Source organism: Lysinibacillus sp. DFXJR4, from assembly GCF_057196045.1.
The window spans coordinates 33274-49725 of the sequence record NZ_JBXUNW010000012.1; the positions used below are offsets into that span (position 1 = coordinate 33274).

13 protein-coding genes and 1 riboswitch are annotated in these 16452 nt (G+C 37.3%); of the genes, 9 read left to right on the forward strand and 4 right to left on the reverse strand.

Features of this window, described 5'->3' with window-relative positions:
* Window positions 1-211 precede the first annotated feature (211 nt).
* Together parC and parE are read right to left on the reverse strand one after the other, a co-directional pair.
* Entirely contained in the window at window positions 212-2650 is a 2439-nt protein-coding gene (gene parC, locus AC2CGN_RS18915; protein ID WP_484515549.1) for a DNA topoisomerase IV subunit A, read from the reverse strand.
* Entirely contained in the window at window positions 2647-4623 is a 1977-nt protein-coding gene (gene parE, locus AC2CGN_RS18920; protein WP_429981924.1) for a DNA topoisomerase IV subunit B, read from the reverse strand. The genes parC and parE overlap by 4 nt, the downstream gene beginning before the upstream one ends.
* A gap of 821 nt (window positions 4624-5444) precedes the next feature.
* Here parE and plsY point away from each other — a divergent pair.
* The 6 genes from plsY (at window position 5445) to AC2CGN_RS18950 (ending at window position 10838) form a co-directional block, all read left to right on the forward strand.
* Entirely contained in the window at window positions 5445-6047 is a 603-nt protein-coding gene (gene plsY, locus AC2CGN_RS18925) for a glycerol-3-phosphate 1-O-acyltransferase PlsY (protein WP_429981925.1), read from the forward strand.
* A gap of 19 nt (window positions 6048-6066) precedes the next feature.
* A complete protein-coding gene (locus tag AC2CGN_RS18930; protein WP_429985381.1) occupies window positions 6067-6357 on the forward strand; it encodes a HesB/YadR/YfhF family protein in 291 nt (96 codons plus the stop codon).
* A gap of 147 nt (window positions 6358-6504) precedes the next feature.
* Window positions 6505-8067, forward strand: a complete 1563-nt coding sequence (locus tag AC2CGN_RS18935; RefSeq protein WP_484515552.1) for a spore germination protein — start codon at window positions 6505-6507, stop codon at window positions 8065-8067.
* Window positions 8068-8081: 14 nt separating this feature from the next.
* On the forward strand, window positions 8082-9284 hold the full coding sequence (locus tag AC2CGN_RS18940; protein WP_484515554.1) for a Ger(x)C family spore germination protein: 1203 nt from the start codon (window positions 8082-8084) through the stop codon (window positions 9282-9284).
* Window positions 9285-9293: 9 nt separating this feature from the next.
* Entirely contained in the window at window positions 9294-9521 is a 228-nt protein-coding gene (locus AC2CGN_RS18945; RefSeq protein WP_484515652.1) for a hypothetical protein, read from the forward strand.
* A gap of 21 nt (window positions 9522-9542) precedes the next feature.
* The gene (locus AC2CGN_RS18950) at window positions 9543-10838 is read left to right on the forward strand and encodes a GerAB/ArcD/ProY family transporter (RefSeq protein ID WP_484515556.1); all 1296 of its coding nucleotides are present in this window, start codon (window positions 9543-9545) and stop codon (window positions 10836-10838) included.
* A 56-nt stretch (window positions 10839-10894) separates the two neighbouring features.
* Here AC2CGN_RS18950 and metA read toward each other — a convergent pair whose 3' ends face one another.
* On the reverse strand, window positions 10895-11830 hold the full coding sequence (metA, locus tag AC2CGN_RS18955; protein ID WP_429981931.1) for a homoserine O-acetyltransferase MetA: 936 nt from the start codon (window positions 11828-11830) through the stop codon (window positions 10895-10897).
* Window positions 11831-11955: 125 nt separating this feature from the next.
* A riboswitch (SAM riboswitch) is annotated at window positions 11956-12066 on the reverse strand.
* Window positions 12067-12260: 194 nt separating this feature from the next.
* Between metA and AC2CGN_RS18960 the strand changes: the two genes are divergently transcribed.
* Window positions 12261-12632, forward strand: coding sequence for a nucleotide excision repair endonuclease (locus AC2CGN_RS18960; protein WP_484515558.1), 372 nt, complete (start codon window positions 12261-12263; stop codon window positions 12630-12632).
* 50 nt (window positions 12633-12682) lie between these two features.
* Here the strand turns inward: AC2CGN_RS18960 and AC2CGN_RS18965 are convergent, their stop codons facing one another.
* Entirely contained in the window at window positions 12683-13465 is a 783-nt protein-coding gene (locus tag AC2CGN_RS18965; protein ID WP_484515560.1) for a TrmB family transcriptional regulator, read from the reverse strand.
* A gap of 124 nt (window positions 13466-13589) precedes the next feature.
* Between AC2CGN_RS18965 and AC2CGN_RS18970 the strand changes: the two genes are divergently transcribed.
* Both AC2CGN_RS18970 and AC2CGN_RS18975 read left to right on the forward strand, forming a co-directional pair.
* Window positions 13590-14360 carry a TSUP family transporter gene (locus tag AC2CGN_RS18970; RefSeq protein WP_429987371.1) on the forward strand — a complete coding sequence of 257 codons (771 nt, stop codon included), beginning with the start codon at window positions 13590-13592 and terminating at the stop codon, window positions 14358-14360.
* 244 nt (window positions 14361-14604) lie between these two features.
* Window positions 14605-16032, forward strand: coding sequence for a serine hydrolase domain-containing protein (locus AC2CGN_RS18975; protein WP_484515563.1), 1428 nt, complete (start codon window positions 14605-14607; stop codon window positions 16030-16032).
* Window positions 16033-16452 lie beyond the last annotated feature (420 nt).

Genomic DNA, 16452 nt, shown 5'->3' on the forward strand with positions numbered 1-16452 from the left:
AATTCCCTCCCTTCTTCAATTTGTATAAGTTAGACAAAGCACAATGCTTGTTGGTTTCACCTTTTCATTAATTTTATATTAATGGCATTTGCTGAATAAAAATTAAAAACCCTGCATTCATAACGAAGGGCACTTTAAAACTAAAAAAAGTCGATTTGCATCACAGTTTTGTGGCAAATCGACTTTAATCTTATAAAGAGGCTTCATCAATCTAGCTTGGGTTTTGTTCTTTTTTTGCAGTTAATACGTGTGAAATCTGTCCATCAGTTGCAATATCTACCTTGAATGAGCCATTTGAATGACGATCTGCTCGTGTTAATGCTTGTACATCAATAACCTCTTGCACACCTTTTTCAGTTTCAATGATAACATGCTCCTCATCTGTAGCTTTGACTACTGCAACGATACGATGAGGATTTGCTTTTAATTCTGTTAACACCTTTAAGCCCCGTTTTGCGCGACTTGCCATCTCAACTTCAGCTACATTCATTTTCTTCACAGCACCTCGCTGCGTTACAATAACAACATATTCTGTGTCGTTTGGCTGTAAAACATTAACACCCACTAATGCTTCCCCATCTTTTAAGGTAATTCCTTTAACACCACCAGTTTTGACACCCGTTACTGGTAATTCTTCCATTGGGAAACGAATCGCATAGGCTGTATCGGTTGTTAATAGTAATTCAGTGTCATCCGTTACGAAATCTGCAAAAATCATTTCATCGCCAGCTTTAACATTCATTGTCTTTATCGGCTTTGAATAACGGGTAACTGCATAATCTGCTAAAGGAGAGCGTTTAATTTGTCCATCTTTCGTAGCTGTTAAAATATAAGTATTCGCTTGCTCAAATGTCTCGAAACCATAGACTGCAATAATGGATTCATCCTCTCCAGTCGGCACAATACTAGAAATATGCTGACCGAGATCCTTCCAGCGAATGTCTGGTAGCTCATGAACAGGCTGATAAATATAATTGCCTCGATTTGTGAACAGCAGCAGATGATGCTGTGTATTTAAGGTTTCTTCATATAATAAATAATCTGAATCCTTCATCGCTATATCCTGACCATTTGAGGCTGCATGGGAACGTGTAGAAGTACGTTTAATATAACCATCCTTAGTCACAGTCACAACAACCTCTTCACTTGGTACAAGGACATCTAATGTAATTTTGATTTCTTCAATTTCTTGTTCAATTTTCGAACGGCGTGGCTCTGTAAAGCGTTTTTTAATATCAAGCAACTCCTGTTTTATGACACGAATAAGCTTTACCTCACTATTAAGAATGCCTTCTAGCTTAGCAATTAATTTATTTAATTCATCCTGTTCTTGGCGAAGCTCTGTAATGTCCGTGTTCGTTAAACGGTATAATTGCAAGCTAACGATCGCCTCAGATTGTACCTCTGTAAAGTCAAACTTAGTTTGTAAGTTTAATTTCGCATCTTTTTTATCATTTGAAGAACGAATCGTAGCAATTACTTCATCTAAAATAGACAATGCCTTAATTAAGCCGTCAACGATATGCGAACGATCCTTAGCCTTTTGTAAATCATAGATTGAACGGTTGGTAACGACTTCTTTTTGATGTGCAATATACGCATCAAGTAATAATGGCAGTGTCATCATCGTTGGACGACGATTATGAATGGCAATCATATTAAAATTATAAGCTACTTGTAAATCTGTTGTTTTAAATAAATAATTTAAAATACCTTGTCCTGGTACATCTTTTTTCAGTTCAATGACCACACGTAAACCTGTACGATCTGATTCATCACGAATTTCCGCGATACCTTCTAGACGCTTATCAACACGTTGCTCATCTATTTTTTTAACAAGGTTCGCTTTATTAACATCATATGGCAATTCCGTAATGACAATCTGCTCTTTGCCCCCCTTAATTGGCTCCACAGCGGCTTGTGCACGGACAATGATTTTACCGCGGCCCGTTTCATAAGCTTTTTTGATGCCATCAACACCTTGAATAATGCCACCAGTTGGGAAATCTGGACCTTTAATAACGGTCATTAACTCATCGACCGTTGAGTGAGGCTTTTCTAAGCGCATTAAAACCCCGTCAAGCACCTCATCAAGAGCATGTGGAGGAATATCGGTTGCATAGCCGGCTGAAATACCTGTTGAGCCATTCACTAGTAAATTCGGGAAGCGTGCTGGTAAAACGGTTGGCTCCATATCCTGATCATCAAAGTTTGGCACAAATTCAACGGTTTTCTTGCCAATATCACGTAACATTTCTGCAGCAATAGCTGAAAGTCTTGCTTCCGTATAACGCATCGCTGCTGGCGGATCACCATCCACTGACCCATTATTCCCATGCATCTCAATCAGCATATGACGCGCTTTCCAATCTTGACTCATGCGCACCATAGCCTCATAAACTGAGCTATCACCATGAGGATGATAGTTACCAATTACATTCCCAACTGTTTTAGCGGATTTTCGAAATGGTTTATCATGTGTATTCCCCTCGGAAAACATTGCATATAATATACGACGCTGCACAGGCTTAAGACCGTCACGTGCATCAGGCAACGCGCGGTCTTGAATAATGTATTTACTATAGCGACCAAAACGGTCACCCATCACTTCTTCTAAAGGTAAATCTTGAAACTTTTCCGTACTACTCATGCTTGGTCCTCCTCTTGTTGGATGAATTCATTGTCTAAAATATTTGAATCATCCTCCATACCGAAGTTTACATTGGCTTCGATCCATTTACGGCGTGGTTCAACTTTATCGCCCATTAATGTTGTAACACGTCTTTCAGCACGTGCACCATCCTCAATCGTTACACGAATTAATGTGCGTGTTTCTGGGTTCATCGTCGTATCCCACAGCTGGTCTGCATTCATCTCACCAAGACCTTTATAGCGCTGTAGTATGTAACCCTTTCCAACTTTTTTGATGGCCTTCTGTAAATCATTTTCAGTCCAAGCATATTCAATCACTTCTTTTTTACCAGTGCCCTTTGAAATTTTATACAGAGGTGGTAAGGCAATAAAGACCTTACCTGCTTCAATTAATGGACGCATGTAACGGTAAAAAAACGTTAATAGCAGCACTTGAATATGTGCACCATCTGTATCAGCATCGGTCATAATAACGACTTTATCATAGGCTGAATCCTCAACAGAGAAATCTGTACCAACACCTGCACCAATAGCATGAATAATCGTTGAAATTTCCTCATTTTTCATGATGTCCTGTAGCTTGGCTTTTTCCGTATTAATGACTTTACCGCGCAAAGGTAATATGGCTTGGAATGTACGATCACGCCCTTGCTTTGCTGAGCCTCCAGCAGAATCTCCTTCGACTAAATAGAGCTCGTTTTTCGCAGCATTGCGAGATTGTGCGGGCGTTAATTTTCCTGAAAGAATGGTACTGGCCTTTTTGTTCTTTTTGCCATTTCGTGCATCTTCACGTGCTTTACGAGCCGCTTCACGAACTTGCTGTGCACGAATAGCTTTACGCACAAGGGATGCAGATAGCTCAGCATTTTCCTCGAGCACATATAAAATTTGCTCAGAGACCACACTATCTACGGCAGAACGAGCCTCACTCGTCCCTAGCTTGCCTTTTGTTTGACCCTCAAATTGTAGTAAATGCTCAGGAATACGTACAGACACAATTGCTGCTAGACCCTCGCGAATATCTGTCCCTTCAAGGTTTTTATCTTTATCTTTTAACAGACCTATCTTTCTTGCGTATTCATTAAAAACACGTGTTAATGCTGCTTTTGCGCCTGTTTCATGTGTGCCGCCATCACGTGTACGAACATTGTTAACAAAAGATAGAATTGTTTCTGAATAGCCATCGTTATATTGGAATGCAAATTCTACTTCAATATCATCCTGAATCCCTTCTACATATTTGACAGGATGAAGAACGTCTTTTTCCTCATTCAAATACGCAACGAAAGCTTCAATGCCGTTCTCATAAAAGAACACATCACCTTTGCCTTCCTCGCGTTCATCAATTAACTCAATTTTTAAGCCCTTCAATAAAAATGCTGACTCACGTAAACGTTCTGCAAGTGTATCATAATTAAACTTTGTAACAGAAAAAATCTTGTCATCTGGTAGAAAATGGACTAGAGTGCCTGTCTGTTTCGTACTGCCGATTTCTTCAAGTGTCGTAACTGGATGACCACCATTTTCAAAACGTTGGCAATATTTCTTACCGTCGCGATGTATAGTCACCTCTAAAAATGTTGATAACGCATTAACGACAGAAGAACCTACGCCGTGTAAACCGCCACTTGTTTTATAGCCGCCTTGTCCAAATTTGCCACCAGCATGTAAAACCGTAAAAATAATTTCAGGTGTTGGCTTTCCCATCTTATGCATACCAGTAGGCATTCCACGACCGAAGTCTCGCACGCTAATACTTTGATCTTTATGAATCTTGACAATAATATGAGAACCAAAGCCAGCCAATGCTTCATCCACCGCATTATCCACGATTTCATACACAAGGTGATGAAGACCACGGCCATCTGTAGAACCGATATACATGCCGGGTCTCTTTCGTACCGCTTCTAATCCTTCTAATACTTGTATAGCGTCATCATTATAGACGCTTGGTGACTGTTTATTCGTCAAAAAATTCCCCTCCAAAAAACAAACGCATGTTCTATTTATCTTCTCTTCCTAATAATAATAGCATTTCCTGTCAATAGCTAGCGACAGGCCCAATAAAATTTTTTATTCCTCACAGCTTCTTCGTTTTTAAAAGTAATGATCCGCATTGTCATAAGCTATTATATTCCCTTGACGCAAGGACCTAAGTTTTTGTTGCATAAATCGATTATGCCACAGCGTAATGACATCTAAATTTCTCCATAGTTAAGCTCCTCTTCAAAGTCATCCGCTAAATACGCCGCTTAAGGATAAAAGTTGTCTGTACCTGAGGCTAAGCTTTCGGTACAAAAACATTGCCGCTTCAAGATAAGACATCGAATGACTAATAACCGATTATAAACTTTCGGCTAAAACAAAGATAGCTCGTGAAGGTTTTCAATTTTTCATGCAGAAGCATTTGATAGCCACTTGAATAAGAGTGGATATGTATGAACAACTAAGTGGGTATCTTCTGTCTGACTGATGATTTATACTAGCATTTCCATGAAATTTAAGATAGACTTCTATTCTACCAAAGGAAAGGATGATTGACAAAATTGCCATTTTACCTATATTTTTAGAAAAGGCTTGTCTTAATGCAAGGATACTCGTGTCAAATAGCCTAACCTAATCATTATACATATCGAAACCCTTGAAAAAATAGTTTTCTTTTGTATTGAATTCAAGGAACGTCATGAAATCTCCTTCATGCCGTTGTAGATTATCAAGAAAAAGTGTAAAATACTTGTTACAAACTATTAGTACCAAGTAATGAATTACAATGAAATGAAAGGAGTCCAACTATGGTAAATGGACTTATTATTTTATGTGCTTATCTAATTGGCTCTATACCTTCTGGATTATGGATAGGCAAAATATTTTATAAAACTGACATTCGTGAACATGGTAGTGGTAATCTGGGTGCCACGAATACCTTCCGTATCTTAGGAAAAACAGCAGGAATTGTCGTAACCATTATGGATGTCTTAAAAGGGACAGCGGCTGTATTGTTAGTAGCACTACCGATATTTTCCGAAGTCTCCATACACTCGTTAATTCTTGGACTTATAGCGGTTATTGGTCATATGTTCCCTATTTTTGCAAGCTTCCGTGGAGGGAAGGCCGTAGCGACATCTGCTGGCGTTCTCTTAGGATATACATGGCCATTATTTGTCTTACTTTTTATTACGTTTATTGTAACGTTAAAAGTCACAAAGATTGTAAGCTTAACTTCCATGATTGCCGCTTTAGTAGCACTAATTTATTCAATCATTTATTATTTTGTTACAGGTGATTTTGCGTTAACTATTTTAGTCGCATGTTTGTTCACCTTTATTATTTATCGTCACCGCGCAAATATTGGCCGCATTAAAAATGGGACCGAGCCAAAGGTGAAATGGCTGTAGCAAAGAGAGGAGCATTCTAATGAATATTGCACTAACAGATGAAGCCCTAAATTGGTTTAAACGAGAAATGGAAGTAGAATCAGGCGATACCATTCGTTTTTATGCAAGATACGGAGGTTCCAGTCCATTTCATGAAGGCTTTTCTCTTGGTATGACGCGTGAGGAACCAATCGAGATTGGTGTCAAAACAGAGATTGACGGGGTTACCTACTATATTGATGAAAAAGATGTATGGTTTTTTAATAACCACAATCTCCATGTAGATATTGATGCTACAAACGATGAATTAAAATATGATTATCGTAAATAAAGCCGTGTTTCCTTTCGTTTATTACGAGAGGAACACGGCTTTTTTATTTGCCAACAATTAAATAGATTAAATTTCTATCTTTGTTTATCTATACAGATATTTGTCCATTCTATATGTAGTAAATGCACACCTGGAGGAGGAAAGTAAATGTCCGTTTCAAAAAGTACAGATGCCTCCCAACCAAATTCCAACAATGAACTCCTGTATAGTTCACTTTCGAGCAATGTCAAACTGATTCGAAACACACTTGGAAATAGTAATGACCTAATTATACGAGAAATTACGATTGGTAAAGCTGAAAAGCACACAATCGCAATTGTTTATATGGATGGCTTATCTGATAAAACAACCATTTCGGATACTATTATTGATAAGCTCATGCTCGATCTGGTTGAAGTAAATGGCTCAGAAACAGATATAGAAACAATTCATCAATATATTAAAGAATCTTGTTTGACAGCCGGTGATGCCAATAATATTTCTCATTTCTCAGCATTGTATACCGCGATTTTAAATGGCAATACAGTCATCTTATTAAATGGATGTAATTTTGGTATTGTAACAAGTACAAAAGGTGCTAAAGATCGAGAGGTTACAGAGCCATCAACAGAATCTGTGATTAGAGGTCCAAGAGAATCCTTTACTGAAACGTTACGCACTAACACTGCCCTTATCCGTCGAAAAATTAAAAGTCCTAATCTTTGGATAAAATCTCGTGTGGTTGGAGAGGTAACCCAAACAGATATAGCTGTTATGTATATAAATGGTATTGCTAATGACAAAATAGTGGCTGAGGTACTGGCACGCATTGACCGTATTAACATTGACGGCATATTAGAAAGTGGCTATATCGAGGATTTTATTCAAGATTCTAAATTCGCAATATTTCCAACAATCTATAATTCTGAACGACCTGATGTTATTGCTGGAGAATTGTTAGACGGGAAAATTGCTATTCTAGTGGATGGTACACCCTTTGTGCTGGTGGTACCCGCTTTATTTACTTCCTTTTTACAATCTGCTGAGGATTACTATCAAAATTGGATCATCAGCTCTCTTATTCGGTTATTAAGATTTTTAGGAATAAGCCTTGCGTTGGTGGCACCATCACTCTATGTTGCCATTACCACCTTTCATCAAGAAATGCTTCCAACCGCTATGCTTATTAGTATTGCCTCCCAACGAGAAGGCGTTCCTTTCCCTGCAGTGGTTGAAGCACTTATTATGGAAATTGCCTTTGAGGTGTTACGAGAAGCAGGTCTTCGAATGCCAAGAACAATTGGACCTGCTGTATCCATTGTGGGAACCTTAGTCATTGGTCAGGCAGCCGTTGAAGCAGGCATTGTATCAGCTGTAATGGTAATTATCGTAGCTTTAACAGCAATTTGTAGCTTCCTGTTCCCTGCCTATGGTTTATCTAACACCATTCGGGTTCTACGTTTTCCATTAATGATTGTAGCAGCAATGCTAGGTTTATTTGGTGTGATGTTTGGCATTATGATTATTATCCTACATTTATGTAGCATTCGCTCTTTTGGTGTGCCGTATTTAAGTCCATTCGGTCCACTAATTTTAAAGGATCAAAAAGATGCGTTAGTATTGTTTCCTCGAAGAGCGCTATTGACTCGACCACGCTTAGTCAGCCAAAAAAATAATGTTAGAGGACATAAGTATTTGGATACGAAAAAAAGAAATAAATCTAATGTATAAACGAGGAATGGTACATGTCAAAATTCAGCTTAATTTGTTTCCTTCTCATCCTCCCTTTACTACTAAGTGGTTGCTGGAGTAAGCGTGAACTAAATGAATTAGCAATTGTCCTAGCGTTCGGCATTGATAAGGTCGATGATGAATTCGAATTATCGATTCAAGTAGTAGATCCTAGTGAAATTTCTACTAGACAGCCTTCTACTGGACGAACTCCCGTGATTACCTATCACGCAAAAGGAGAAACCATTTTTGAAGCTATTCGAAAAATGACGGTTTTAGCAGCTAGGAAACCCTATTTTTCTCATCTTAGGATTGTTGTTATCGGTGAGGAATTAGCGAAAGAGGGAATAAATGAAGCACTAGATTTAATTTCCAGAGACCATGAATTTCGAAATGATTTTGATGTCATCCTCTCTCATCAGGCATCTGCTAAGGATGTTTTAAATGTGTTGACACCGATTGAAAAAGTACCAGCCAACAAAATGCTAAATTCTCTGAGAGTGTCAGAAAAAGTTTGGGGCTCCACCATTTCCATCAATATCGATGATTTAGTGAATACTTTAAACAACAATGAAAAAAGTGCAACCCTTTCAGCTATTGAAATACATGGTGATCCAAAATTAGGTATGGATCAGACAAATGTAAAAAAAGTGAAAACCCCTGTACTTTTAAAATATGCTGGATTAGCCGTCTTTAAAAAAGATAGATATATCGGACTTTTAACAGAAGATGAAAGCAGAGGCCTTAGCTTTATCAATGACAAAATAGAGAGTACCATTGAAATTATTGCTTGTAAAAAAGGAGGTACTCTGTCAACCGAAATTACCAAATCAACTAGCAAAGTAAAAGGTAATTTTAAAAAGGGCTCTCCTCAGATCAATGTGCATATTGACGTGGAACAAAATGTTGGAGAAGTTGAATGTAATATGAAGCTTTCTAACAATAAATCCATTAAATATATAAATAAAAAAACGGAGGAAATTATTAAACAACAGGTTGAAAATACAATCAGAACCGTTCAGCAAAATTATCAAGTAGATGTTTTCGGTTTCAGCGAAGTACTCCATCGATCAGATGCAAAACAGTGGAAAAAAATAAAAAAAGACTGGGATACAATTTTCCCTGAACTTCCTATTAAGGTTGAGGTTCATGTAAATACACAGGGATTAGGAACCTTGCAAAATTCATTATTGCATAAATCCAAAAAGGAGGAATAGGCCTTGATAATGACGCTTTTTATACTAGTTATTTCGTCTATAATTGCCTTTGCTTTTATCCCACAATTAAAGAAAAAGAAAGAAACGAAAACGATTATAACTTTTTCAATTATTTTATTATTTGCTACTGCAATAAATATTGGCATTGCATTAAAGCTTAAGATTCCAAGTCCACTTGACTTTATCACATTTATTTTTTCGCCCATCAGAGATCTAATTGTTTCACTTACAAAATAAAAAAGAAGGGGGTTGCTCATAATGGAAAAAGAAATCATTAGTTCAAGGCAATTTATGATCATTACCCTTCTCTTTTCTATTGGAACTGCCATATTAATTATTCCTGCCACTATAGCAAATGCTGCAAAGCAAGATGCATGGATTGCAGCAATCATTGGAGTCGCAATCAGCTTTCTGTTAGTGAAGCTTTATATTTCTTTAGGAAAACGCACACCTTCCCTCACATTCATTGAGGCAAATGAAAAAATACTAGGTCGCTTTTTAGGGAAATTTACAGCGGTTGGCTTTATACTTCTTACCTTTCTTTCCTCAGGTGAACTATTATATTTTATTGGCATTTTCATGAAAACAGAAGTGATGCCGGAAACACCTACGATGGCATTTGCATTGTTATTTAGCATCATCATTGTATATGCTGCTTTTCTTGGCATCGAAGTATTTGCTCGCTCTGCAGAGATTTTATTTCCCTTTTTTATCCTGATTTTTATCGTCTTTGCAGTTTGTATTACACCTCAAATTAGTTTTGATAATGTACAACCAATTTTGGAAACACCTAAAAAATTCTTATTGTATAGTATTATTCGATTTATGAGTATTTTTTCTTTCCCACTAGTTGTACTGCTAATGCTTTTCCCATCTGTCGTAAATGTCCAAAAATCTGCACAAAAGGGATTTTACATAGGAACACTTATCGGTGGAATTGTCTTAATTATTCTAATTACCTTATGTATTCTTGTATTAGGTCCTGCTAATACCGCCTCCCGTACTTTCCCTAGCTATGCATTGGCGCAAAGAATTTCAATCGGGAACTTTTTACAGCGTATTGAAATTATTATGGCTGGTATGTGGATTGTATCCATTTATATTCGGACTTTTATGTATTTTTACGCATCAGTCATTGGTGTAGCGCAGTTATGTAAGATAAAGGATCATCGTCCACTTATTTTACCATTCGGTTTATTAATGATTGGTCTTTCTCAAATTATTCATCCTAATATTGTTCATTCCAATGTCTACAATAATGAAATTTGGCCTATATTTTCTGCGATATTTACCGTTATTTTACCGTTAACGTTGCTGATCATTGCGAAAATCCGCAAAATAGACGGGAATTCACAAGGTGAAAATAGCAATGAAATTCAAACAAATAACAATAATCAGGCGCAGCAAGATAGTGAGACTAAAAACAAGAATAGTAATAAACAGAGCGACTCTAAAGATGAGGCACAAAATGAAAATAAACTAGAAAAAGCCAGTGAACCACAGACTAAAAATGAAGATAATGGAAAATCCGATCAAGATACAAGTGAACATTAAAAATGATGACCTTGAAACTAACAGGTCATCATTTGATCATTTATTTCGCTTCAAAATTAAATATGATATTCAATTTCATCAACGAAATCCCATTCATATGGTGTTTCCTGATAAACATAATAATTCAACCAGTTTGAGAATAACAAATGGGTGTGGGCACGCCATGTATTAATGGGCTCATTTGTTGGGTCGTCATTCGGGAAATAGTTCACCGGGACAGCAATGTCTAACCCTTTCGCAACATCTCGTCCGTATTCATCTGCTAAGGTTGTCGCGTCATATTCAAGATGACCTGTAATCATAATGTTTTTATTATCCTTGGACTGCACAATAAATACACCAGCTTCCTCTGAATAGGACAGTAAACGTAAATCAGGGTGATTGCGTACTTCATCGATTGAAACAGATGTATAACGAGAATGTGGTGCTGTAAATAAATCACTAAAGCCACGCACTAAGTCCACTGTTAAATCTGTAATGACATGCGAGTAAACCCCTGAGCATTTTGCTGGAAGTTCAACCTTCCCGATCCCATAATGATGATATAAAGCAGCCTGTGCCCCCCAACATATATGTAGAATCGATGTAACGTTTTTCTTAGACCAATCCATAATTTGTGAGATTTCCTGCCAGTAATTCACCTCTTCAAAAGCCATTTTCTCTACAGGCGCTCCCGTAATAATCATGCCATCAAAGCGGCGATGACGAATTTGTTGGAAAGTTGTGTAAAAAAGCTGTAAATGTGATTTACTAACATTTTTTGATTCATGTGTTGCTGTATTTAAAAATGTAATATTGACCTGCAGTGGCGTATTCCCGAGTAAGCGCAGTAACTGCAGCTCTGTCTTCTCTTTCTCAGGCATTAAGTTTAAAATTAATATATTTAATGGACGAATTTGTTGTGTTTTCGCACGATCCTCTTCCATCACGAAGATTTTTTCCTCTCGTAAATGTTCTCCAGCTGGTAAGTTCTTTGGAATATTAATTGGCATCTTGCATTCCCCTCTCTTTTATTTATAAAAGTGTTAATCGTAATGATTACAATGACACTTTTATGAAATTAAAAAATCCCCCTCATTCCATGCGAGATAGAATGAGAAGGACTTTACCACGTTCACTCTTATCTCTCAAAGGAAAAACCCTTTGCTGGAATTAGCACCTTTCTAACATTTGTTAGAGGTTGCTGAAGCGTCATCGGGCCAAATCCCTCAGCTTCTCTTGATAAGATTATTTAATTAAAATGAATTGTAACATGAACAATTAAGAATATCAATAAAACATAGAATATTTCGTCATTACAATGCATGTTCAGCTCAAGTTTGATGAACACTAATTATCATAGCAACATATGAAATTTTATGGTAAACATGCTGTAATTATGTTAACATATACCTTTAGTAACAGAGAGGAACGTGAACTAGCTTGATTAAAATTGAATTTCCGAAACCAGATACAGTCATTCGCCAGCGTGAGCAGGATGTAAAGCCTGGTGATGTACCCATTACACCATACCACGGATTTATTGACTTCCATAAAATCACACGAGACAAAGGTGGTATTTTCTTATTTTACAATGAGAAAAATGAGCTTTTATTTGTCGGTAAAGCACGTAAAATTCGTCAACGTATAAAAAAGCATTTTGAAGACAATGTATCCCCTATGAAAAATCATCGTCAAGAAATTTTCAAAATTGAGGTATATGAAATCGAAGATCCGATGGAACGTGAAATTTACGAAACATATGCCATTAATGTTTTCCGTTCTAAATATAATGTTGATAAAGTATTTTATTAAAAAAGAATCTGCTTGCCTCTTAAGTATTAGGCAAGCAGATTCTTTATTTTTTACTCTACAAAAAATGCCTTTCGTTCTTTCGTAATCCATTCCTCAAGCTCATGATCATCTCGTCTTAGTAGACGATTAATAAGGACGTCATGCCAAATATAATCTTCTAATAAATAGATGTGAACCGGATCATTTGTAATAAAAGCGGTTTCAAGATTTGAAGGAGAATGTCCATAAATCATCTCTTGCCCATCGATAGACAAGATAAACCAATGGGGAGTGGAAGATTTTTTTGTATAATAGGTCATTCGATGCCTATCAATGGATGACACAGGCTCATCCACGTATAGCGTAATACCATGTACAGCGACCTGTTCAGCCACCTCATAAATATCCTCTCGTAAGGCTTCATACATCTCTTCCCACATAGAAAGAAGTACTTTTTTCTCAGCTTTTTTTAATAAGGACTGACAATAATTAATAATGGTCTGCCTGCCTTTTAGCATTAACACTTTAGGCTCCGCTTCCTGCTCCTTAGATTCTAATTTTTCTAATTGATCACTAATAGACGTAAAATTCGATTCCCAACGCTGCTGTATTTGCTGCAGAAACATCTCAACAGGAATGGAACAATAGGTTGTTTGATCAACAGCTTCCTCTTTTAGCACTAATCCTTTTTCAACGAGTACATCCAGAATGTCATAAATTCTTGCTCGAGGAATACCAGAATTTTTGCTGACCTGATAAGCACTAATATGGCTCTTTTGTACAAGTGCTGTATAGGCCTTTGCTTCATATTCTGTAAATCCTAGCTCTTTTAATTGGGCGATTAATTCATCCATCCAATCCCTCCATTTCCTTTATTATAGAATAATTTAACGAATAGAAGCCAATGAAAAAAATATCTTTACAGAGAAACGAAAATTAGTTACTATTTCAGTAGTAACTATGTAATGAGGTGTCAACATGTTTTTTGAAATAGATGTAAATGTAGTAATTTTATTGATCGCGTTTGGGTTTCTCGCTGCTTTTGTAGACTCAGTAGTTGGCGGAGGAGGCTTAATCTCATTACCTGCTCTGTTGTTTGCGGGTTTAAATCCTGCAGCAGCGGTTGCAACCAATAAGCTAGCAGGTACCATGGGTTCATTAACCTCTACAATTTCCTTTTATCGTTCAGGACAGCTAGACATTCGTTCTGTTTTAAAATACTTTCCACTAGCCTTTGTAGGGTCATTGTTTGGCGCATGGACTGTGCATTTAATCAATCCCTCTCTACTCAAACCAATCATGCTCATAATGCTTGCAGGAGTAGCCGTTTATACAATTTTTAAAAAGGATTGGGGCTCTGTATCCGCTGTCAAAACATTATCGCCTTTGCACTTGGTTTTATTTATGTTTTTGCTATTTAGTATTGGCTTCTATGATGGATTTCTCGGCCCAGGTACAGGATCATTCTTAATCTTTAGTTTTTTACTTGTTGGCTTTGACTTTTTAAAGGCAGCAGGTAATGCAAAGTTTTTAAATTTAGCAAGTAACTGTGCTGGTCTTTTAATGTTCATCTACTTAGGACATGTTCATTTTGCCTATGGATTCATAATGGGTATCGCTCAAATTGCTGGTGCAATGGTGGGTTCACGTGTAGCCATTAAAAAAGGTAGCGGTTTTGTACGGGTTTTATTCATCATTGTGACCATAACATTATTAACAAAAAATGCATATGATTACTTTGCTCATTAATAAACATGAAAAATGCCATGAATGTATAATGATAATAAAGTTATTGAATTTTGATTAATAAAAGCTAAGAGCCTTACTACATTCTACGTAGCAAGGCTCTTTAAAGTTGTTTAATTTAAGTGTAACTCTTCACAATTACTTGATATTATATAGGTGAATAGAAAGATAAATGAAAATTTAGTCTAGCAGTTGCAAAAGTAGGTTTTTATATTATTCCCTTATAACTTTTCAAAAAGGAGGATTTATGAAAAAGATTATTGTTTTTGTATTAACGATATTTATATTATTCTCAGGATTCGCAACACAAAGTTATGCGTTGTCAGATTCGAAATCTGCGGCAATACAAGCGTTGCTAGATGATGCCAGTCGTATATCAGGTGTGCCGGGAATGTCAATCTCAATACTTGCTGATGATGAAGTGCTCTACTTTTCTTCAGGGTATGCAGACCGTGAAAAGGGGTTGTCTGCAAGTGAAAATACACTCTATGAGTTAGCCTCGGTTAGTAAAGCTTTTACCGGTATGGGTATTATGCTGTTGGAAGAGCAAGGGCTGCTCTCAATGACTGACCCTGTCCAAAAATATTTACCTTGGTTTACGTTAAAGTATCAAGGGAAACCTGTTGATATGCAAAGCCTTACACTAAATAACTTTCTTCACCATACCAGTGGTCTAACAAATATTAGGCATACTCAAAATATTCCACAAGGCAATACATCGGATATGTTGCAAAAGACTGTGGAAATGCTCGTGGATGCTGAATTGGCGTTTCCTCCCGGTGAACAGTATACCTATGGAACCGTTAATTATGACATATTGGGTTTGGTTATTGAGATGGTGTCGCAACAAAGCTATGAAGACTTTATGAGGGAACAGGTATTTCAGCCGTTAGGTCTTCATCAGACGTATGTTTATAAAGAAGATGCTCAAGCCACTGGACAGTTGGCGCAGGGCTACCGTTCTTCCTTTTTTATGACAACTCCATTTAATGCTCCGGATTATGCTGGGAATAAACCCGCAGCCTACATCATTTCTAATACAAAAGATATGGCGCGTTGGATGGGCATACAGATGGGTATCGTGCAGGACATACCCGAAATATTTCACACGGTTATCGAAAAATCACATAGGGGTGATATGTCTGTTTCGGCTGTCAACGATATGTATTATGCGGCAGGCTGGTCGGTAAACGCCGACCAAACGATTATAGAGCACCCAGGGGGCAATCCCAATTTCGGAACTGAAATGGTCATACTGCTAAATGAACGAATAGCCATCTGCTTGCTGACCAATGGCGCAAATATCAATAGAAGCTTGGTACTAAAAGTTAAAGATATATTAGATGGCAATCTAACTCAGTCATATGAAATAAGCGGCACACAGCTTTTGGATATCGTTTTGTCGTCTATCACAATTATTCTTTGCCTATTGGCCGTTTTGCTATTTCTCTTAGGATTACGCAGAATGAAAACGAATGAGCGGCAGCCAATGACAAAAAAGAGAATAATCGTAACAGTTATTTTCCTGATCGCTACGATTGCCCTTGGTATACTGTGCTGTGCTTTCGATTGGTCAACGATACTTATTTGGCGAACATATAGTGTTCTTACAGCTTTGATTTCGTCAGCATTATTAACAGGAAGCATTACATGGTTTGTATACACTCACCGATAAAATACCTCGCTCCCAAGGTAAGCATAATGTTAAGTAATTAAATTTCAATTTATCGGTACGCTTAATTTGACAAACATAAGACACTTCGGAGTCTTTTTTAAAATCATCGACAATTTTCCGCACAGTGAATTTTCGTTCACGGCATTTTTCTAAATCAATTTTGCCTCGGCCTAATTGCGTCCGGAATCGGCTTTGCGCTTAGGCCTGCGTGATACAGGTCAGTTTGCCATTATCACACGGATGCGATGATACATCCTTTATGAACTCCTTTTCGATTCCATGCCATCCCCAGGGGCTTTAAGCCAACAGATGTTTTTTGTGCGAAAGCGTAGTGCAACGTAGCGGCAGCAACATGATGTTTTTTGTGCGAAAGCGTAGTGCTAACGTAGCGGCAGCAACATGATGTTTTTTGTGCGAAAG